Origin of the sequence: uncultured Planktomarina sp., from assembly GCA_943788425.1 — a bacterium.
Taxonomy (GTDB): Bacteria; Pseudomonadota; Alphaproteobacteria; order Rhodobacterales; family Rhodobacteraceae; genus Planktomarina.
In genome coordinates this window covers 1-20,408 of record CALSQF010000002.1, presented here as the reverse complement: position 1 = coordinate 20,408, position 20,408 = coordinate 1, and the positions used below count along the sequence as shown (strand labels likewise).

Here is a 20,408-nt window from a genome sequence, read left to right as displayed (position 1 = left end):
CATTCCGCTATTCCAAAACAAGCCTAGAGATTATCTGACTGTTACGCTGTATGTTCGGCTCCCACTTTAACTTCATAATTTATAAGACCTTCACCATGAGCATGGTGCTGGATGCTGGCCATAAAGTTTTCAGATGGTTATCAATCTCCCATAGCTTTTTGTACCTCCAACAGATCACAGACGACATCCGACATCCCTATAGGGGTGTGTCGTGTCCTGTCGCCTCATGTGAATGATGTTATTTGATGACATTGGCGACGTCGCCTTTATAATGTGAACCATTATCTTACGAAGCATTATCAGGGGTTAAGCATATGTGCTTTGCCGTGGGGTTTAATTTCCACTGTGGGCTAAGTTCATAAACTCTGATTTTGCTAAAATACATCTGTAGCTGCTCGAAAAATGGAGAGGTGTCGCCGTGCAATGTCGGTATCACATGGGCTATAGCCACCTCCGATTACTGTGGCTATTGGTGTGTTGCGGTTCTTAAAGTACTCTAAAACGGCACAATCTCGCTTCAAAATGCCTTCTAGCGTTAAATCCAAATTCCCCAGTTGGTCACCGAAAAATACGTCTACACCAGCATCGTACAAAACAATGTCCGGCGTAAAATCTTTAGAGATGGATTTAAAAGTACTGCACAACTTATCTAGATAGTCGGTGTCCTCCAGATGGCTATTGAGTGCTATGTCAAGGGTACCTTGACGCTTTTGGAATGGAAAGTTTTGCTCACAGTGCAAAGAACAAGTATATATGCCGGGCTTACCATTGCATATGTCAATGGTTCCATCACCTTGATGTACGTCTAAGTCTAGGATCAAGACCTTTTCGGCTAAACCATGTTCTATCAAGTTCAGAGCAGTAAAAGCCAAGTCGTTAAAAACACAAAATCCTAATCCATTAGAATAATGCGCATGATGCGTTCCTCCTGCGGCATGACAGGCAACGCCTTCTTCTAAAGCCTTTAGTGCTGTGGTAAAAGTACCGTTCAAAGCCAAAAAGCTGCGTTTGACCAGTTGGTTGTCTATCGGCAGGTTGATTTGCCGTACTTCCTCCTTAGATAAAGTTCCTTGCACAACGCGTTGAACGTAATCAATGGCATGGGTTCGTAAAACATCTTGATAGCGAACTGGTGAAGAATGGTGGAAATGTAACCTTCGGTAAAAATCACTCTGTTTTAGTTGGCTCACTAACTTAGAGAACTTTGTCCCATTAAAACGATGACTTTCTGGCACATTTATGTCGTAAGTATCGTTATAGACGACTGGAATCTGTATCACTGTAAAACCTGCTGTTAGCTATTAGTATCCGGTAAACTTTAACAGTGTTAAATGTCACTGTCGTAAATTTTGGCAATTACCTTGCGTGGCTCAATGCCTGGAGATCACCGAGAGGAGTTTTCGATGAGAATTCGTATCATCATCTTGAGCAGCTTCATCTGACTGGGCCAATTTAATTATTAGTGCATGATTGGCCTCTGATCTAGTTGTATGATGGTTTCAAGAGCTGGTGGGCGATAGCCCAATGCACTGTGTGGTCTCTTTGTGGTGTAATGTTTCCTCCATTTGTCGATGATGATTTGTGCTTCTCGTAGGCTGTAGAATATCTCACCATTGAGCAGTTCATCTCTGAACCTGCCATTAAAGCTTTCACAGTATCCGTTCTCCCAAGGGCTGCCTGGCTCTATATAAGCTGTCTTTGCTCCCACAGCTGCTATCCAGTCTCTTACCGCTTAAGCGATGAACTCAGGTCCGTTGTCAGACCGTATAAATGCTGGAGAGCCACGCATTATAAATAGATCGGTTAGGGCATCTATCACATTCGTTGAGTTCAGCTTCCGATCGATCTTGATGGCTAAACACTCCCGGCTAAACTCGTCTAGAATGTTCAATGTTCGAAAGACTTTACCATCATCAGTTCGGCAATGAACGAAGTCATAACTCCAGACATGATTGCGATACTCAGGCCGCAGTCGAACGCATGATCCGTCATTCAACCATAGTCTTCCCTTCTTCGGTTGTTTCTGTGGAACCTTTAGCCCCTCTCGTCGCCACAGGCTTTCAATACGGCCATCGCTGACGCACCAACCTGCTTCTCTGAGCAATGCTGCAATCCTGCGATAACCGTATCTACCAAACTGTCTGGACAGCTCGATCATGTCCGCAACAAGTCTGTCTTCATCAGCGTGCCCGTTGGGGGCATGTCTCTGTGTAGAGCGATGTTGCCCCAGTACTCGACACGCTCGCCGTTCCGAGACTTTGAAATGGATGCGCACATGATTAATGCAAGCACGACGACGAGCGGGGCTTAGAAGTTTCCCTTTGCGGCTTCTTTCAAGATCAATTTGTCGAGTGTCAAATCAGACACGGCTCTTCTCAGCTGTTCATTCTCCTTCTGAAGATGCTTCAGTTCCTTCAATTGATTTAAGCCCATTCCGCCGTACTGCTTACGCCAACGGTAATAGGTTTGTTCAACAACCCCTATCCGTCTGATTGCATCCAGACGGGACATACCTTGCCCCATCAACACCTCAACTTGCCGCAACTTCGTGATAATATCTTCCGGCTTTAGTCACCTGTTCGCCATTCTCAGTCCTCCGTTTCCTAAACATAGCCCTGGACCAGTAAAAATGAGGAGGCTCAAGTCGATAGAACACTCAATTACGCTGCCTGTTGCACCGAACTCCCTAGCGCACACTGCCTCATAAACCTAAGCTATCGTGCTTTTGAAAGCCTCTGTGTGGGCCTCAATGCCCCCCTAGATTCATAACATAACGAATTGGTTTGGCCCTTTTTGCAGGTGTGTATCAAAGGTAAAGATTTACTTGTTACAGCGTGCGGAGTTAGGCTTACAGAAACATTTATTAAGCTAAAAGATCGGAAATATGATATGCCTGATGCAGATAAACCTGAGTTCGCTAAACAATCCTTCAAAGGCTTCGTGATGAGAATTATGATGATGATAGATATGTTCAAGAAGAAGAGCGACTAATAGGATTACATTACGGAACGGCTCACAAGTAAATCTTAATTCACGGGCAACTCACAATATGTCGTCAATACGAGCAAAAGGAGAAAGCTATGAAGACGATTACAGCATCTCTGTTTACTCTGTTACTGCTCCTCACAAATGGTGGCTCAATGGCTAATAACCTCATCAAAACAGGACAATGGATTTATTTGGCAGATACAGTTATGGGTGGTATTTCCGAGGGAACTGCACAGTTTGAAGATCAAGGAACATTCCAAGTCATTCGGCTGAGCGGTGAAGTTTCTACAGCTAATAATGGTGGTTTTATTCAGGTTCGGTCACCAGTGGCATGGGAGGCGGCGAAGGACAAAACAGGTATCAAACTGACTGTTAAAGGCAACGGTGATCTTTATTATTTACATATCAGGAGTACCAACACTCGATTACCTTGGCACTATTATCAGCAAAGTTTTCAAACAAATGGTTCATGGAATGAGGTAGGGCTTCCGTTTGAGGCTTTTGTAAAGTCATCATCCCTTATGAGAACTACACTCAACCAAAGCAAGATCAAAACTATAGGTATTGTCGCATACGGTAAGGATTACACTGCTGATGTATCGGTGAAGAGCTTGGAGTTTTACTGATTGGATAACCTCTTAAACCCAGCCAATGCACACTAGCAGTGTTGCCCCAGACGTCAGTCACCTCTGAACACCGTTGTTGTGCATGGGCAGGAGCAGTGCGTCATCTGTAAGTCTAACATCTTTAAGTGCAGCTAAATAATTAAACTGTACCGCCCGGATCTAAATGCAATGATCGTAATCGATCCGTTAATTCTTTTGAATATTGGGACTGTGGGCGGTTCATATCCGATGGCAGTTCGATTGTCTCCTTAGAAGGCGAGGTATGTGTCAGCACCCAAGCTGAGATGTCTAATAAAATTGGTACAAGATCTATTGCAGCTGGGCTTAAACAATAGATCTTTCGTTGTGAATGCGCAGGATCATCCTTGAAGTATAATAATCCAATGTCAGTCAATCGTTTCAAACGGCCAGCTAACACACCACTAGAAATCCTTTAATTATTATTTGCTAAAATTGATCGAAAGGTTCTTTGATTGCATATGGGAATATCTCGCAGCACGATTATCGACCAATGGTCAGCAATCATCTCGGCGCATAATGAAATTGGACAATAGTTTTGCGCTTTTGAAGTAATATTGGATCTATAATATTGGATCTAATAGTTTAGTTCATTTTTTGCCTTCCAAATAATTACCAAGTGTCAAAATTGATGTAAAATCCCCTTAGACCATACATAATGCAAGAGTAGTTTAAGATGCGTAGTGGTAATTTTTTTTGATATGTTTGTTACTATTCTAGCCGGATGAATGCCTGGCTAAACAGTCTAAATTAAGGAAAAATTTCATGAAAAACATCGTTTTGGCAGCAGCCACTTCACTACTTCCAGTTACAGCTTTTGCTGATGGACATAACGGACATGGCCAAGGCTTCTCTAGTACGGTTTCCTCCACAACTATAGAAGGAAAATCGGGTTCAATTACTCATATGATTTCAGAAGATATTTGGCATTACCAAAAGGCCCCTGAAGGCTGGCCCACAGCAGCCATGGCGACTTGTCATTACACGATACTGATGGAAGCAGGACAGCAAGCCCCTTCATCAATTAATGGCGTTTGTGAATCCGTTGACCCTGATGGGGATGCCTCAGTTTGGCTTGCTGCCATTGATACTAGCACAGGCATGGGAACAGGAAGCTTGACCAGTGGTACTGGAAAATATAGCAATATTAGTCTGAAGCCAAGTTTTCAAACCACATATCAAATTGATGCAACCCACAGCATTTACGATTTCAAGTGGTAAGACACGAAACAATCAAACAAAAACTTGTGGACTGTATTATATCCCCAAAAAATAAAGGAAATCCATCATGATGGTAAAACTTACGCAAGACCTGGCTCGTGGCTTTAAACCTTGGAAAGACATGTTTCTCGAAAATGAGGTAACTTTAAATGCGCTTGGAGCGAAGCTAGTTTTCGCAGGGACCGAAAAAGATAATGATAACAAGTTAACAGTTATTATCGATTTTGAATCACCTGAAGCCATGAAGGCTTTCGCTGGCCATGAGGAACTCAAAGTGAAAAGAGCCGCCGCAGGCGCTATCTTGGAAACTACCGTGATAACACCAATGAGTGGGGAGTCCTTCACTCGGTGACGCACAGCTAATTGGGGTGAACATAATAGTACTGGTTGGCTTTGGTTCATGCCAAGTTATTTAGTTTACGATAAATAAGGAAGACAAATATGCCAATTGAAGTTAAAAGTTTTGCATCGCAAGCAGATGAAGCCAAGGATATGCCAAACGCACGTATGGAAGCGGTAAACGTTCTAGGTCAGCGGGTGATGAAGCTGACGCTTGCGCCAGATTGGAAATGGTCGACAGACATTAAACCAATTGTCGGCACGCCAAGCTGTCAAGCTACGCATACCGGGATCATTATAGAGGGGACTATTCATTGCGTCTGTGATGATGGGTCAGAAGCCACCTATTCAGCTGGTGATGCATATGCGATTTCGCCAAACCATGATGCATGGTGCGTTGGTGGAAAACGAGCGGTCGTATACGAGTTTGCCGGGGCATGGGGGGAATAAAAATGTCGTTGTACCAGAAACTATCAAAAGTCATGGATGATCGGGATGTCGAGGGTTATGTCGCACTTATTCATGAAGATGCAGAAATTGTATTTCATAAATCAGGTAATAAGTTCACAAAAAGTGAATGGGCCTCTATGGTTGTCGGAATGATGGCTAACCCAAAGTTCGTGAACGATGCATCTCGTTGTGTTTATGAAAATGATGAGATTTTGGTTTCACATGATTTCATGTCTTACCCCGACGATACCAAAGAAGCCGTGATGCTGGTTTGCATGCTAAAAGATGGACAAATTATTCGCATGGAAACAGGGGCAACACCACTTGCCTAATTAGTGATCGTCGAAACGCTTAGAGCAAGATCTATAAACGTGTAATTCAAAATCAAAGGTGGGGCCTGCTTATTTTGGCCTCACTTTATCCTTACAGACTTGTGGCCTCAACGGTAGAAATTCAGCATCACCTGTGGCCTCTGTAAGCACCATACGATGCTAGCGGTAGCAAACCTGATTGCTGTCGTTTGAGGCGATACGACAGCCCTTTAGGTAGGTCAGAGAGCCAGATGTCATAACTGTGGCGTGGAAGGGCAACAACACGTTCCAGATCGTTTACACGGGTAACTCTAGCGATACGGTAGATGGCGCATCCATACTATAAAATCAACGTGCCTTCATATGGAGATAAAAGATGTATCTAGAAACTGAACGTCTAGTCATCAACAATCTGAACCTCAACGATCTTCAGTTTTTAACAGACTTGGATTCCGATCCAGCGGTTAGGAAGTTTATTGATGGAAAAGTAAAAACTATTGACGAAACTCGCCAATATATTTCTGAAAATATTGATAGTTATTTGCAGCGTGGATTTGGACGATACGCCGTTAGGATTAGGGAGGATTTGAACCCAATTGGGATTTGTGGGTTTTTAATGGAAAATTATGGGGTTGATTTTGGGTATAGATTTAGCCAGTCGGTGTGGGGACGAGGGATTGCAAAAGAGGCAGCAAATAGCGTCATCAAATATGGTGTTGATCAACTTAAATTAAAGAAGATCATTGGTATTGTGCTAACTGATAATATTGCGTCAGAAAAAATTTTAATTTCATCTGGTTTTATTTTTGTTGGTATGGATGAGGTGTGGGGCAAAACAATTAAGAGATACGAAATAAAGAATTAAGTGTTCATCTCTCTTTTATACTCAACCAACCACTGCCATTTACGAACCTTATCGCTGTTGTAGGAGGCGACACCACAGCCCATTAGGTACGTCAGAGAGCCAGATGCAACAACTGCGGCGTGAATTGATGATCGTGTATATTTGGGCTGTGCCAAAAATGTTGTGGGTGTTCTCATTTGTCTGACAGCGCCTCAAGCTAGTTTTGTCTTACGTATCCCAAGAGTCCATCAAGGTATGGTTAGAGCAGTGTAGCCATCTCCGCCATCACCAAGCCCTAAACATAAGGGCGCCAGTTCCAGAATTTCTATTGAAAAATGGTACACACTTTAGTGGCTGAACGGTTTGACTGGTTCGTCCTCCGTGCCCTCAGTTTCTATATTAGTGACCTTACCCAGCGGGTATGCAACTGTGTACTAAAAATAATTAATATACAAGGTCTTAATAACAAATAAAAATCGAATACGTAATAAAATTACTAAAATATTTATCTTGACGACATAAAATTACCTTTACATATAGCTAAGGAAGTGGACAAGCAATTTTGGTTTGGACTGTCCAATACTGAGGTATGATCGGCTTAAGATAAGGAGGGGTTGGTCATGATAAATTCGATACTGGTTCCGGTACGCGGAGATGGTATGGTTGCCACAGTCCTCGCGCACGCGGCGGAGTTGGCCAAAAAGCACAACGCAAAGGTTGACGTGGTGCATTGTCGAGCGCAGGCGCATGATTTGATGCCACCTGGGCTATCTCTTAACGAGTTTGCTCGCAAAGTTATGATGGAGCAAGCCGCTGAGCTGGCGAACCGCCAGGAAGACCACTTGCGTGGTATTTTGCGTCGGCTGTCGCGGGAATTTGGGCTGACGGACAAGCCAACCTCTGATGGTTTTGCGACCTGTACTTTTTCCGAAAAAGAAGGGCGCATGGCCGACGTTGTTAAACAGGCAGGTCGTTTGGCTGATTTGATTGTTTTGCCAAAACCACAGCGGGAGCGCAATCTTGGTCAAAGCTCCTTAAAATCAGCCCTGTATGGCGCTGGACGTCCCGTCTTAGTTTGCCCAGGGCAACTGCTGCCTGACGAAACTTTCGCAGAGCATGTGGCAATTGGATGGAATGGCTCCTTGCCAGCATCGCGCGCCGTGGCGTCGTCTTTAGATATTGTACGATACGCAAAACGGGTCAGCATAGTTACGGATGGACAACTCCAACCGCACGGCCCGACCGTCGAAGAACTGATGAACTATTACGCAACGCGCGGCATAAATGCCGAAGTCGTCAAATTTAGCGGGCAGGAGCCCTCAAAAGCTCTTCTTGTGACCAGCAAGGATATCAAAGCCAGCTTGTTGGTGATCGGAGCATACAGTCACAGTCACGAAACTGAAATGCTGTTTGGCGGCAACACAGGGCGCATCGTGGATAATACTGAAATGCCTATTTTGATGGCGCACTGAACACCAAAACAAACTCATACTAACGGGAGGAAAAAGGTATGAAACTATCAAAGAGAAATTTTCTTGGATTAACATTAGCAACTGCGTTAACAGCGCTGCCGTTGATCGCACTGGCCGATGGCTGGCAGCCCAAGCGGCCAATCGATTTTACGATTATGGCTGGAGCTGGTGGTGGTGCCGACCAGATTGCACGCTTCGTTCAATCTGTTGTTGATGCAAATGACATGACAAACCGTCCTTTAGTCCCAACAAACCGTGGCGGTGGCTCTGGCGCGGAAGCACTCTTGCATTTGAAGGATGCGCGCGACCCAGATCATACGATCATGGTCACGCTTAACTCATTCTACACGACACCGATCCGTCAAGAAGCCTTGAACGTTAATATTGAATCCTTCACGCCGTTGACGATGATGGGGGTAGATCCGTTTGTTCTTTGGGTTCACAAAAATTCAGGCATTACCACGTTTGAGCAATATGTCGAAAAAGTTAAATCCATGAACGGCGAATATGTAATGGGCGGCACCGGTGCGGGTCAGGAAGATTCAATCGTCATTGCCTACATGTCTGGCGCATACGGTCTTGATATAAAATATATTCCTTATGACGGCGGTGGTGCAGTTGCGAAGGATTTGGCCGGTCAACAAATCATGGCAACCGTTAATAACCCTGCAGAAGCAAAGGGTTTCTACGAAGCGGGCGAGTTTGTTCCACTGCTGGCCTTCTCTGATGAGCGTATGGGTGCCTATCCTAACGTTCCGACGATGAAGGAAAAAGGTCATGATTTTTCTTATTACAACCAGCGGGCAATCGTTGGCGCGCCGGGCATGTCGGACCAAGCGGCAGCATACTATCGTGACATCTTTGGCAAAGTCTATGAGGGTGATGAGTGGCAGGGTTATTTGAAATCTGAAAGCCTCTCGCCATTGCCGATGGATGAGGCTACGACCCGCAAATACTGGGCGACGCAGGTCGAGAACCACCGTCAGCTTCTTTCTGAAATTGAGAATTAAGCGGGACCTGTGGAAGGAGAGCAAAAATGCGAAAAGGTGAAATTTCACTTGTAGGGGTTCTTGCTCTCTTTTCTATCTATCTAATGTGGAAGAGCGCAGAACTGCCTATTGGATACATTCGTGGGCAAGGGCCGGGTGGTGGTTTTTGGCCTTTCTGGCTGTCTCTTGGAATGCTGCTAAGTTGCGTTATAATAGCATGGAATTGGAGCCGTGATAAAAGCCCAGCTTCCGCTTCTGACGAACCTCTTATGGATGCGTTTGGTTGGCGTACAGTCATGCTTGTAGGGGGTGGTGTAGTCGGTTTCGTCGCTCTGATTCCATTTGTGTCGATGTATGGCGCCGTTTGTCTCTTTATGCTCTATTATGTACGCTTCCTCGGTAGGCATTCGTGGCCACTAACACTTGGATTGGCGCTGATGCTGCCTTTCGCTCTTTTTTTCTTTTTTGAAGGGGCAATGCAGATATCAATGCCACAAGGCCTACCCTTCACACAGCCATTCTTCGACTTGATGTACGACATCATCTACTGACGCAGCCCTGCTAAAAGGACTATTATGGAAGTATTCTCATTTCTTGCCGACGGCATATTTCTTGCGCTACAGCCGGTCAATCTAGCTTTAATCCTGATTGGTGTGACCGTTGGCTTGTTTATAGGTGCAATGCCGGGATTGGGGTCCGTAAATGGCGTGGCGATTTTGCTACCTATTACGTTTTTGGTACCACCTGCCTCGGCCATTATTTTCCTCGCGGCGATCTATTATGGAGCCATGTATGGCGGCGCGATATCGTCAGTAACACTTGGTATCCCGGGAGCTTCAACGGCGGTGGCGACAACGTTTGATGGCCGGCCATTGGCGTTGCAGGGCAGAGCTAGTCTGGCCTTGGTTACCGCAGCCCTAGCGTCTTTTGTTGGTGGCACAGTCGCAACGGTTTTTTTCACTCTGTTTGCGCCGCTTCTTGCATCTGTTGCTCTAAATTTTGGGCCACCCGAAATCTTTGCACTTATGTTGTTGGCTTTTGCAACGTTCGTTGGTCTCGGAGGGGATGATATCCCTAAAACCATCTTTTCTATATGTTTTGGTCTCGTACTTGCGACTGTTGGATTTGACACCATCTCAGGTGCACCGCGACTTGTATTATTTGATATCCAAGGATTTGTCCGCGGAATTGGCTTTATCGTTTTGGCCATCGGTGTCTATGGCATCGGTGAAATGCTTTGGACGCTTGAGCAAACACGTGGTGAGATCACGACAACAAACCCTAAGATGACAGCAAAAGGCCTTGCCTCTGATGCGAAAGAGGCAGTTCAGCGAGGCTGGAAGGGAACTTGGATTGGGTCCATTCTTGGTTTTTTTGTTGGTGTATTGCCAGCTGCTGGCGCGACGCCCGGATCGCTAATGTCTTATGGCGTGGCAAAGATCATCTCGAAGACCCCGCATGAATATGGGAACGGATCGCCAGATGGCGTTGCGGCACCAGAGGCGGCGAATAACTCCGCATCTACCGGCGCGATGTTGCCAATGTTGACGCTTGGTATTCCAGGATCCCCAACAACCGCGATCCTTTTGGGCGGTATGGTGATTTGGGGGCTTACACCGGGACCACGACTGTTTCTGGATGAAAGTGAATTTGTCTGGGGTTTGATTGGGTCTTTTTATGTCTCAAACGTTGCAGCAGTTTTGATCAACCTCGCATTCATCCCGCTGTTTGTATGGATGCTGCGCATGCCATTCACAATTCTGGCACCTTTGATCGTCGTTCTGTCTATCATCGGTGGTTTCGCCGCTTCTCGGAGCATGCATGACCTATGGATGATTGTGATCTTCGGTCTTGGAGCTTTCTTCTTGCGCAAATTTGACTATCCGCTTGCACCTGCAGTCTTAGCGATTGTCCTTGGCCCGATTGCTGAACCGACATTGCGACAGTCATTGCTTCTATCATCTGGTGATCCTAGCATTTTCTTTACTAGACCAATCGCAGGTCCAATAACTGTTATCGCAATCATTTTGATCCTCTTGCCTGCATTGAAGCTGTTGCGCCGCAATGGTCGGGTTTCCTAAAAGTCTAAAACGCCTTAAGTTCAATAGCAGATTAGTAGCCGCAACTAATGAAATAATGAAAGATAAACTATGGAAAGACTTGCAGAACTGTTTCAGGACCATCCCGATACGGATAACGCAATTGGCGCACCGGGCCGGGATTGGATGACCTATGGTGATCTAAAAATCCTAACTTTAACTGTTCGCCAGGCTCTGCGCGCGGCTGGTATCGGAGCTCAAGATCGTGTTGCGATAGTGCTACCCAATGGCCCAGAAATGGCAGCAGCTTTTGTAACCGTAGCGCAATCAGCCACAACGGCTCCACTAAACCTGGCCTACAAGGAAGATGAGTTTGCTTTCTATCTTGAGGATTTGAAGGCAAAAGCTATTATCGTTGAAACGGATTACGATGGTCCTGCACGTAGGGTTGCGAAGCGTTTCGACATGATTGTGATCGAACTTACTGGAAATAATCCAGCGGGTAGTTTCACCCTGTCTACCACTGCAACAGGCAGCGCAGCCGATACTGTTCCAAAATCCGATGATGTTGCCCTTATTTTGCACACGTCTGGCACCACTTCGCGACCAAAAATCGTCCCCCTTTTACAGTCAAACGTCGCAGCGTCTGCCGTCAACGTAAGGGATTCGCTTGCTTTAACAAAAGATGATTGTTGCATGAACGTTATGCCACTTTTTCACATTCATGGCTTGATCGCAGCCGTTAGCGGATCGCTAGCAGCAGGGGCATCTATCAGCTGTGCTCCAGGTTTTGACGCGCTGAAGTTCTATAGCTGGTTAGAAGAGGTCGACCCAAGTTGGTATACAGCGGTTCCAACGATGCATCAGGCCATTTTAGCGCGTGCGCCGCGGAATGCTGCGATTATCGAGAACGCGCGCTTGCGCTTCTTGCGTTCGTCTTCATCCTCATTACCGGGTCCAGTTATGACCCAGCTGGCAGAAACCTTTGGAGCACCAGTGGTTGAAGCTTATGGGATGACAGAGGCCGCTCATCAGATGTGCTGTAATCCTATTGAACCGGGCTGTCAGAAACCCGGTGCAGTTGGTCTTCCGGCGGGTCCCGAAGTGCGCATCGCTCATGAGATTGAAAACCGCTTGATTAATGGTGTTGGGGAAATCTCCATATCTGGCCCGAACGTCACCCCTGGCTATGAAGCTAATCCTGAAGCAACCGAAAAGAATTTTTTCGAAGCAGAAGGTAAGCGTTGGTTCAGAACCGGCGATCAAGGCGAGTTTGATGAAGACGGCTTTTTGTCTCTTACAGGTCGTCTAAAAGAGATTATTAACCGAGGTGGCGAAAAGATTAGCCCATTAGAGGTTGATGGTATTCTCTCGGACCATCCAGCAGTCGGCCAATGTGTCACCTTTGCTGTACCGCATGCAAAACTTGGCGAAGACGTAGGTGCTGCTGTTGTCTTGAAAGAGGGTCAAAGCACAACGGACCGCGAAATTCGCGATTTTGCAAGTCAACGACTTGCTGCATTCAAAGTTCCGCGTAAAATTCTTATACTCGATGAAATCCCGAAAGGCGCTACTGGCAAACTGCAGCGGATCGGTCTTGCTGAGAAACTTGGTTTAAGCTGAGGAGGTTCCAATGAGAATATGTGTTTTTGGTGCAGGAGCGATCGGCGGATATATGGGCGTCAAGTTAGCAGAAGCCGGGGCCGATGTGAGCCTTGTCGCCCGCGGCCCGCATTTGGCTGCGATGAAATCCAATGGGTTGCGCTTGGTCGAAGAAACTGGCGAGACGACTGTTACCCCGACTGCATCTAATGATCCCGAAGACCTTGGGGTGCAGGACTACATCATCGTGACGCTCAAGTCGCATTCTGTTCCTGCTGTGGTGCCCAAAATGGCGCCTCTTATTGGACCAAACACCACCATTGTTTCTGGAGTTAACGGTGTGCCTTGGTGGTATTTCTATGGTGTCGGTGGCGTGCTTGAAGGCACACGGCTTGCCTCTGTTGATCCCGGTGATGCGCAGTGGAATGGCTTTGGGCCTGACAAGGTGCTGGGCTGTGTAGTCTATCCTGCTGCAGAAGTGATTGAGCCAGGTGTAATTAAACACATCGAGGGCAATCGTTTTTCGCTTGGCGAGCCGGATGGGTCTAAATCCGATAGAGCTGTCGCTTTGTCTAAAGCATTGATGGCGGCAGGGCTGAAAGCGCCTGTGCGTTCCAAATTGCGTGACGAAATCTGGGTAAAGCTATGGGGGAATTTGTCGTTCAACCCAATTTCCGCCCTCACGCACGCTACGCTTGATGTTCTTTGCACCGATCCCGGCACACGAGCGGTGGCGCGTGGGATGATGGTTGAAGCGCAGGAAATTGCGGAAAAGCTTGGTGTGAAATTTCCGATTGATGTTGAGAGACGCATTGATGGCGGCGCGGCCGTTGGCGCGCATCGCACGTCTATGTGGCAGGATTTGGATCAGGGTCGTCCAATGGAAATAGATGCGCTAGTTAAGTCCGTGCAGGAGCTCGGAGCGCTAACGAAGACCGCGACACCCACAATAGACACAGTTTTGGCTTTGACGCAGCTAAGGGCAAAAAACGCGGGTTTGTACCACCCTTAACAAAGCACTTCATAGGCAATGTTAGACCAAAACTTGACTCGAGCTGGCAGGGTGAGTTGGTCGGGCACTGTCAGACAAAACGAACTTGAGCCGTGCAGGGTGGTTTCGTAGGCTTGCTGAATGATAAAAGTCTCACCATTCAGGTACTTTAAAACGAACCCAGAGATCATCCGTCTGGCTGTGATGCTTTATGTTCGTTTTCTGGTCTCACTCCGTAATGTGGAAGATCTTTTGCACGAACGAGGTATCGATCGCAGCCATGAAACAGTTCGATTTTGATGAAATAGATTTGGTCCGATGTTTGCAGACGTTCGCGGCCGTTCACTCTTCAGTCCACAACCATTTCAATCAGGAACGCCAGCTCTACTCACGCCTCAATTTTAAGCTGAACCGCGCCGCTGCTCTCGCTGAGTCGTGACAATGTCTTAGCCCCCTAGAACTGTGCCAGTATATTTTGGCATAGGGAGTAAGGAAACATGGCTCGGAAGCGTTATTCTGATGAAGATGTGTTGAAGTTATTGCGCGAGATTGATGTTCATTTGCACGATGGTTTGGACGTTGTGAGTGCGTGTCGCAAAGCTGGGATTTCAGATAAGAGTTATTATTACTGGCGTAAGAAGTTTGGAGGCCTTTCTCGTTCACAGGTTTCAGAGATGAAATCGCTCAAGAAAGAAAACGAGCGCTTGAAGAAGATCGTCGCTGACTTGCAGTTAGACAAGGTGATCCTGAAGGAGAGCCTTGATCATCTAAAGCCGCGGGCCTGACGCGGGCTCAGCTTCGTCAGGCTGTTATTCATACGCGTCAAAAGCTGGATATTTCTGAGCGGCGTGCTTGCGCTGTTCTGGATGTAGCCCGCTCAAGTCTGCGCTATCAAGCCAAACAAGTAGATGATACCAAACTACGCTTGGCGATGATCCGGCTGGCCAAGCAGTATGGGTGGTATGGTTATAGGAAAGTCACAGCCCTGCTGCGCATGGAAGGCTGGCGTGTTAACCACAAGAGGATCGAGCGCCTCTGGGGTGAGGAGGGTTTGCAGCTGCCGCGTCGGCACAAGAAGCGCAAACGGCTTTATCACAAAGACAGCTCCATCATCAGGTTGCGGCCCACACATCCCAACCATATTTGGGCGATCGACTTTGTGCACGATAAGCTTAGCAATGGGCGTAGCTATAAAATGCTGACGGTTCTAGATGAATATACCCGTCAAGCGCTCTGCGTGGCAGTGCGACCCAAAATGAATGCGAACGATGTTTTGGACGCATTGCACCCACTGTTTATGAAACACGGCAAGCCAGAGTTTATTCGCTCTGACAACGGACCCGAGTTCATTGCCACGCATCTACAGGACTGGCTGAAGAGGATCGGTATCAAACCAATGCAAATCTATCCGGGCAGCCCTTGGGAAAATGGATACAACGAACGCTTTAACGGCACCTTGCGAAAAGAAGTGCTAAACGCTGAATGGTTCCACACCACACGGCAAGCCCAGGTCGCTATCAATGTTTGGCTCAGGCAATACAACCAGATCAGACCTCATCACGCATTAAACATGCGCCCACCCGTCCCAGAAACCTTATTAGAGAAACCAAAAATCAATGGGCGAGTATAGGGGGCTAGACAGGCTGCAAATTGGTCATGTCAGAGGTTCATATGTCCAGCAAAGAAAAGCTCAGCTTGATTTTAGCGCCACGGGGGGAGGGCAGGATGCTCAACTGCCCGCCATGATTTTTCATCACACGGGCCGCAATGGCGAGGCCAAGCCCGCTGCCAGGGCCGCCGCCGGCCTGTGAAAAACGGCTCAGCGCCTCGATGTGGCGATCCTCGGGTATTCCAATGCCATCGTCTTGGATGAGCATTTCCGCCCCGGCGCCGTTCTTGCGGAGTGTGACCCAAATTCGCGTCAGCTTTGGCCCGCCATGCACCAAACAATTGCTGAAGATATTTAAAACAGCCTCTTGGAGCATGGTTTGATCGGCCTGAATCAAGAGGCTTTCGCGCGGCAGATCTTGGGTGACTGTTAAGCTGGCCTTTGGGTGGTTTTGCTCAAAGGTGCTGACGGCATGGGCGATAAGCTGGTTCAGATCCATTGGGCGGCCGGTTTGCGAGACATCGGTGCCACTTGCGCGTTCAAAGGACAACAGCTTATTGGTCAAATCGCTGGCCTCGCGCGCGGCTTGCAAGAGCTCAGCGCTGCGCTTCTGCGCGGTTTGCGGGTTTGGTGCTGTGGTGACCGCTTCGGCCAGCGCAAGGACACCCGCCATAGGGTTGCGCAGCTGATGGGCCGCGTTAGAGATGAATTCGTCTTTCGAGCTGATGCGCCGGGACACCCTATTTAATAGACCATTTAAAGTGGTCACCAGCCCCTGAGCCTCGGTTGGGACAGCCCTGCGGATCGGCTCCAATTCGCTTGGCGTGCGCTTTGCAATGGCGCGCTCAAGCTCTAAAAGCGGGCGCAGCCCCAACCGCACCCCGAACCACACAACAATGGCAACGCTCATCACCAGTGCGGCAATCACTGCAAAGGAGCGCGACAAGACATTGCGCACAAAGCTGCTGCGCACGCTCGCGTTTTGCCACACGGTGATGTTGAAAATTCCGGCAATGCCGCTGACCAAGGTCACATCTTGGAAGCGCAGAACCCGCACATTTTCGCCCTGATAGACACTGTTGTAGTAAAAAGGATCTGTGGCCCCTTTGGGGGCCATACTCGGTAAGACCGGTGGGGTGGAATAGCCTGTGACAAACACACCGTCGGGAGCAAACACATGATAAAATATCGTGCCGCCAGAGGTATCGGCCAGCAGGCGACGGGTCGAGGGGCTAATGGCGTCCCCATCCGACAGCGCAACGTCGCGCGATATCGCAATTGCGGCGGAGAGCAAGCCTTTGTCAAAGATGCTTTCGGCCCGCAGGGTCGTATTGTGGAACTGCCAAGCACCGGCAATCAGCGAAATGATGAGCAGAGGGGGCAGGATGATCAATGTCAGTCGGGCCCTCAAAGAGCTGGGTTTCATGCGCTCTCCTGCACCGTGATGTGATATCCCAATCCACGTCGCGCTTGGATCAAAACACCGTGATCTTTCAGTCTTTGGCGGAGCCGTGAGATATAAACTTCGACGACTTTTTCCTCAATATCAGCCCCGACGCCGTAGACGTGATCGAGCATTGCGCTTTTGGATACAAGCCGTCCGTCCGCACTCAGCAGGCATTCAAAGACCGACATTTCTCGGCGCGGAATCTCCAAAGCGGTTTCGCCATCAAACAATTGCCGCGCATTTGGATCGTAATGCAAAGAACCAATTTTGCGCAGTTTTTGCTGTGGAATAGCCCGGCGGCGCAGGAGGGCGCGAACCCGTGCCTCCAACTCCGCCATCTCGAAGGGCTTGATCAAATAATCATCCGCCCCGGCATCCAATCCTTTGACCCGGTCTTGCGTTTCCGCACGGGCGGTTAGCAAGATCACGGGCCGCGCATCGCCGCGTTTGCGCATTTGTGACAGCAAATCCAGCCCATTCACGCCCGGCAGGTTGATGTCGAGGATCACAAGATCAGCTCCATCTGCAACAAGATAGTCTTGCGCCTCATCGCCATTGGCAATCGCATCCACAGAATGGCCTGCATCTTCCAAACGATAGGTTATGCCTTTTGACAGGCTGATATTGTCTTCAACAAGCGTAATTCGCATTGCTGTTTTTCCGATCCGTGAAAGTTTCATGAAAGCTTCGCAGATTACACAGCAAGCATCAACCTGGGGTTTATGCCTCAATATGATTCCAATTACGCGGCTTCTGACGCGTTAAAAAAATCTGGGAGGATTTAATGTCTACACTTAAAACAACACGCCGCATGGCTATGGGCCTTGTGGCTGCAGCGACGGCCACCTTTGGCCTTCAAGCCAATGCAGGCGGCCATGGGATTGACCTGACAGGCAAGACTGTTGAGTGGATCATTCCGTTTTCGGAAACCGGTGGCTCTGCCAAATGGGCAAATTTTTATGCGCCTTTGCTGTCGGAAGCTTTGCCAGGCCAGCCGACTGTTGTCGTAAAATTCATGCCAGGTGCGGGCTCAACCAAAGGTGCCAACTATTTCCATGAGCAAGAATATGATGACGGCACGCTCATTTTCGGCTCCTCCGGTTCAACACAATTTCCATTCTTGCTGGGCGACCCGCGGGTGAAATTCGACTATGCCGATTGGAATGTGGTTTTGGCCTCTGGAACAGGCGGCGTGGCTTATCTTCCACCTGAGCTTGCGGCCAAAATGGACGGCTTGGATGCCTCTGGTCTGAAAGACACAGACTTCATCTATGGCAACCAAGGTGCCACGCGTCTTGACTTGGTCCCGACATTGGCTTGGGAAATGCTGGGTCTGAACGTTGAAAGCGTCATGGGCATCAAAGGCCGCGGTGACGGGCGTTTGATGTTTGAACGGGGCGAGGCGAATATCGATTATCAAACCTCCTCTTCCTATTTGTCCGGCGTGACACCATTGGTTGAGGCTGGTACAGCCGTGCCAATGATGACTTGGGGTGCTTTGAGCGATGCGGGCGATATCGTTCGCGACCCCACATTCCCGGAGATTCCAACCTTCAAAGAAGTTTGCGAAGCAACCGATGGTTGTGAAACCTCTGGCGAAAAATGGGATGCTTGGAAAGCCTTCTTCATTGCAGGCTTCCCGGCTCAAAAAATGGTGTTCTTGCCAAGAGGCGCAACGGCGGATGCCATGGTGACCTATACGGCGGCATTTGAAGCTGTAAAAGCGCGTGCTGATTTTGCAGAAATTTCGGGCAAGCGTTTGGGCAAATACCCGCAGATGACCGGGGCCGCGGCCGAAGCTGCCAAAGCAAGTGGCACAAATGTGAGCCCTGATGCCAAAGCCTTCATTGTGAATTGGCTACAAGAAAAATACGGTGTTTCTCTAAACTAAGCTTTTCTTCTAGAACGCCCCACTCAAGATAGGTGGGGCGTTTTTATAAGGAAAGTGGGAGGATATTGTCTTGGAAGTTATCATGGAGGCCTTGCCCGCCTTCGGCGAGGCTTGGGCACTTATCCTGCAGCCGGTTGTTCTGGGATATTTGGTTCTTGGTGTGCTCATGGGGCTGTGCATCGGCGTCTTTCCCGGTCTCGGCGGCATCGCGGGCCTGTCGCTCTTGCTGCCCTTCATGTTTGGCATGGATCCGATCTTAGGCCTTGCTTTGATGATTGGTATGGTGGCGGTTGTGCCAACCTCTGATACTTTCGCCTCTGTTTTGATGGGTATTCCAGGCTCTTCCGCGTCACAAGCCACTGTCTTGGACGGCTTCCCGATGGCGCAAAAGGGCAAGGCGGCGCGGGCGCTCTCGGCGGCCTTTGCATCATCGCTTTTTGGCGGATTGGTTGGCGCAAGTTTTTTGACGGTCTTTATTTTGGTCGCCCGGCCCATCGTTTTGGAATTTCGCACGCCAGAGCTGTTGATGATTACGATTTTTGGCCTTTCAATGGTTGGTATTTTGGCTGGGCGTGTGGCCATCAAGGGCATTGTTGCGGCGGGTCTGGGCATGTTGATTGGCACCATTGGAGAAGGGGCTTCTTCTGGTGATTTGCGCATGTCCTCTTACGATTTTCCCTATCTTGTCGACGGTCTGAAATTGGTAATTGTAGGCCTTGGCATTTTCGCAATTCCTGAAATTATCACCCTGCTGCGTAATGACCGCGCCATCAGCCAGGAGGCGCAGATCGGTGGCGGTTGGATCGCAGGGATCAAAGATTGGTTTGCCAATATTTGGCTTTCCGTGCGCTGTTCCATCATCGGTGTGATTGTGGGTGTGATCCCGGGTCTTGGCGGCTCGGTTGTGGATTGGATTGCCTATGGGCACACGGTGCAAACCAGCAAAGACAAGTCCAATTTCGGCAAAGGTGATGTGCGCGGCGTGATCGGGCCTGAAAGCTCAAACAATGCCAAAGAGGGGGGTGGCCTTGTGCCGACCTTACTGTTCGGCATTCCTGGGTCTGGCTCGATGGCAATCTTTATTGGCGCAATTGCCCTGCTGGGATCAGGTCAGATTGAGGTCGGACCGGCCATGCTGAAAAACAATCTCGACATTACCTATGCCATCGTTTGGCTGCTTGCACTGGCGAATGTCGTGGGCACAGTGCTTTGCATTGCAGCCTCAGGCGGGATCGCCAAGCTCACAACCATCCGCTTTGTTTTATTGGCGCCTTTCTTGTTCATGATCATTAGCTTCGCGGCCTTTCAATCTGGACAAAACCTGATGGACCTTGTGGCGCTTTTTGCCATTGGCTTTCTTGGAATTTTGATGCGCCGCTTTGACTGGTCGCGCCCTGCTTTTTTGATTGGTTTTGTTCTGTCCAATCCAGCAGAAACCTATGCAAACCAAGCCATTCAAATCGCCCAATCCCGCTTCCGCAAAGGATTTTTTGAGGGGATTGATTATATTTTCTCGCCCATCGTGCTTGTGCTTTTGGCCATTACATTGGTCTCTGTCGTTTTGGGCCTGC

At 48.4% G+C, this 20,408-nt stretch carries 17 protein-coding genes and 3 pseudogenes; 16 read left to right on the top strand and 4 right to left on the bottom strand.

Annotated features, from left to right (window positions below; translation table 11 throughout):
* Positions 1 to 374 precede the first annotated feature (374 nt).
* Positions 375 to 1,280, bottom strand: a complete 906-nt coding sequence (locus ABLW18_RS02230) for a histone deacetylase (RefSeq protein ID WP_347823256.1) — start codon at positions 1,278 to 1,280, stop codon at positions 375 to 377.
* 179 nt (positions 1,281 to 1,459) lie between these two features.
* A pseudogene (locus ABLW18_RS02225) lies at positions 1,460 to 2,556 on the bottom strand (IS3 family transposase).
* A 524-nt stretch (positions 2,557 to 3,080) separates the two neighbouring features.
* Between ABLW18_RS02225 and ABLW18_RS02220 the strand changes: the two are divergent.
* From ABLW18_RS02220 to ABLW18_RS02155, 14 genes and pseudogenes are all read left to right on the top strand, one after another.
* The gene (locus ABLW18_RS02220; protein ID WP_347823255.1) at positions 3,081 to 3,614 is read left to right on the top strand and encodes a CIA30 family protein; all 534 of its coding nucleotides are present in this window, start codon (positions 3,081 to 3,083) and stop codon (positions 3,612 to 3,614) included.
* Positions 3,615 to 4,397: 783 nt separating this feature from the next.
* Complete coding sequence (locus tag ABLW18_RS02215; RefSeq protein ID WP_347823254.1) at positions 4,398 to 4,853, top strand: hypothetical protein; 456 nt, start codon at positions 4,398 to 4,400, stop codon at positions 4,851 to 4,853.
* Between the two features lie 67 nt (positions 4,854 to 4,920).
* Entirely contained in the window at positions 4,921 to 5,205 is a 285-nt protein-coding gene (locus ABLW18_RS02210; protein ID WP_347823253.1) for a DUF3764 family protein, read from the top strand.
* Positions 5,206 to 5,294: 89 nt separating this feature from the next.
* Positions 5,295 to 5,642 carry a cupin domain-containing protein gene (locus tag ABLW18_RS02205; RefSeq protein WP_347823252.1) on the top strand — a complete coding sequence of 116 codons (348 nt, stop codon included), beginning with the start codon at positions 5,295 to 5,297 and terminating at the stop codon, positions 5,640 to 5,642.
* 32 nt (positions 5,643 to 5,674) lie between these two features.
* Entirely contained in the window at positions 5,675 to 5,974 is a 300-nt protein-coding gene (locus tag ABLW18_RS02200; RefSeq protein WP_347823251.1) for a hypothetical protein, read from the top strand.
* A gap of 355 nt (positions 5,975 to 6,329) precedes the next feature.
* Positions 6,330 to 6,818, top strand: coding sequence for a GNAT family N-acetyltransferase (locus tag ABLW18_RS02195; protein WP_347823250.1), 489 nt, complete (start codon positions 6,330 to 6,332; stop codon positions 6,816 to 6,818).
* Between the two features lie 599 nt (positions 6,819 to 7,417).
* Positions 7,418 to 8,269 carry a universal stress protein gene (locus ABLW18_RS02190; protein WP_347823249.1) on the top strand — a complete coding sequence of 284 codons (852 nt, stop codon included), beginning with the start codon at positions 7,418 to 7,420 and terminating at the stop codon, positions 8,267 to 8,269.
* Positions 8,270 to 8,307: 38 nt separating this feature from the next.
* Positions 8,308 to 9,279, top strand: a complete 972-nt coding sequence (locus tag ABLW18_RS02185; protein ID WP_347823248.1) for a tripartite tricarboxylate transporter substrate binding protein — start codon at positions 8,308 to 8,310, stop codon at positions 9,277 to 9,279.
* Between the two features lie 26 nt (positions 9,280 to 9,305).
* The gene (locus ABLW18_RS02180) at positions 9,306 to 9,809 is read left to right on the top strand and encodes a tripartite tricarboxylate transporter TctB family protein (protein ID WP_347823247.1); all 504 of its coding nucleotides are present in this window, start codon (positions 9,306 to 9,308) and stop codon (positions 9,807 to 9,809) included.
* 24 nt (positions 9,810 to 9,833) lie between these two features.
* Positions 9,834 to 11,339 (top strand): tripartite tricarboxylate transporter permease, encoded by a 1,506-nt coding sequence (locus ABLW18_RS02175; protein ID WP_347823246.1) that lies wholly within the window; start codon positions 9,834 to 9,836, stop codon positions 11,337 to 11,339.
* A 69-nt stretch (positions 11,340 to 11,408) separates the two neighbouring features.
* Entirely contained in the window at positions 11,409 to 12,920 is a 1,512-nt protein-coding gene (locus tag ABLW18_RS02170; protein ID WP_347823245.1) for an acyl--CoA ligase, read from the top strand.
* A gap of 10 nt (positions 12,921 to 12,930) precedes the next feature.
* Positions 12,931 to 13,911 (top strand): 2-dehydropantoate 2-reductase, encoded by a 981-nt coding sequence (locus ABLW18_RS02165; RefSeq protein WP_347823244.1) that lies wholly within the window; start codon positions 12,931 to 12,933, stop codon positions 13,909 to 13,911.
* A 120-nt stretch (positions 13,912 to 14,031) separates the two neighbouring features.
* A pseudogene (locus ABLW18_RS02160) lies at positions 14,032 to 14,187 on the top strand (IS6 family transposase); the annotation flags it as partial.
* Positions 14,188 to 14,387: 200 nt separating this feature from the next.
* Positions 14,388 to 15,520, top strand: a pseudogene (locus ABLW18_RS02155) (IS3 family transposase).
* A 37-nt stretch (positions 15,521 to 15,557) separates the two neighbouring features.
* On the opposite strand, the gene ABLW18_RS02150 reads toward ABLW18_RS02155, so the two are convergent.
* Both ABLW18_RS02150 and ABLW18_RS02145 read right to left on the bottom strand, forming a co-directional pair.
* Positions 15,558 to 16,925 carry a sensor histidine kinase gene (locus tag ABLW18_RS02150; protein ID WP_347819405.1) on the bottom strand — a complete coding sequence of 456 codons (1,368 nt, stop codon included), beginning with the start codon at positions 16,923 to 16,925 and terminating at the stop codon, positions 15,558 to 15,560.
* Positions 16,922 to 17,596 carry a response regulator transcription factor gene (locus tag ABLW18_RS02145; protein WP_271488057.1) on the bottom strand — a complete coding sequence of 225 codons (675 nt, stop codon included), beginning with the start codon at positions 17,594 to 17,596 and terminating at the stop codon, positions 16,922 to 16,924. Before ABLW18_RS02145 ends, ABLW18_RS02150 begins: the two co-directional genes overlap by 4 nt.
* 134 nt (positions 17,597 to 17,730) lie before the next feature.
* Here ABLW18_RS02145 and ABLW18_RS02140 point away from each other — a divergent pair, with 134 nt between their 5' ends.
* The gene (locus ABLW18_RS02140) at positions 17,731 to 18,837 is read left to right on the top strand and encodes a tricarboxylate transporter (RefSeq protein WP_271488027.1); all 1,107 of its coding nucleotides are present in this window, start codon (positions 17,731 to 17,733) and stop codon (positions 18,835 to 18,837) included.
* A gap of 70 nt (positions 18,838 to 18,907) precedes the next feature.
* Positions 18,908 to 20,408 (top strand): tripartite tricarboxylate transporter permease (locus ABLW18_RS02135; RefSeq protein ID WP_347823243.1); only part of this gene is annotated, 1,501 nt, incomplete at its 3' end.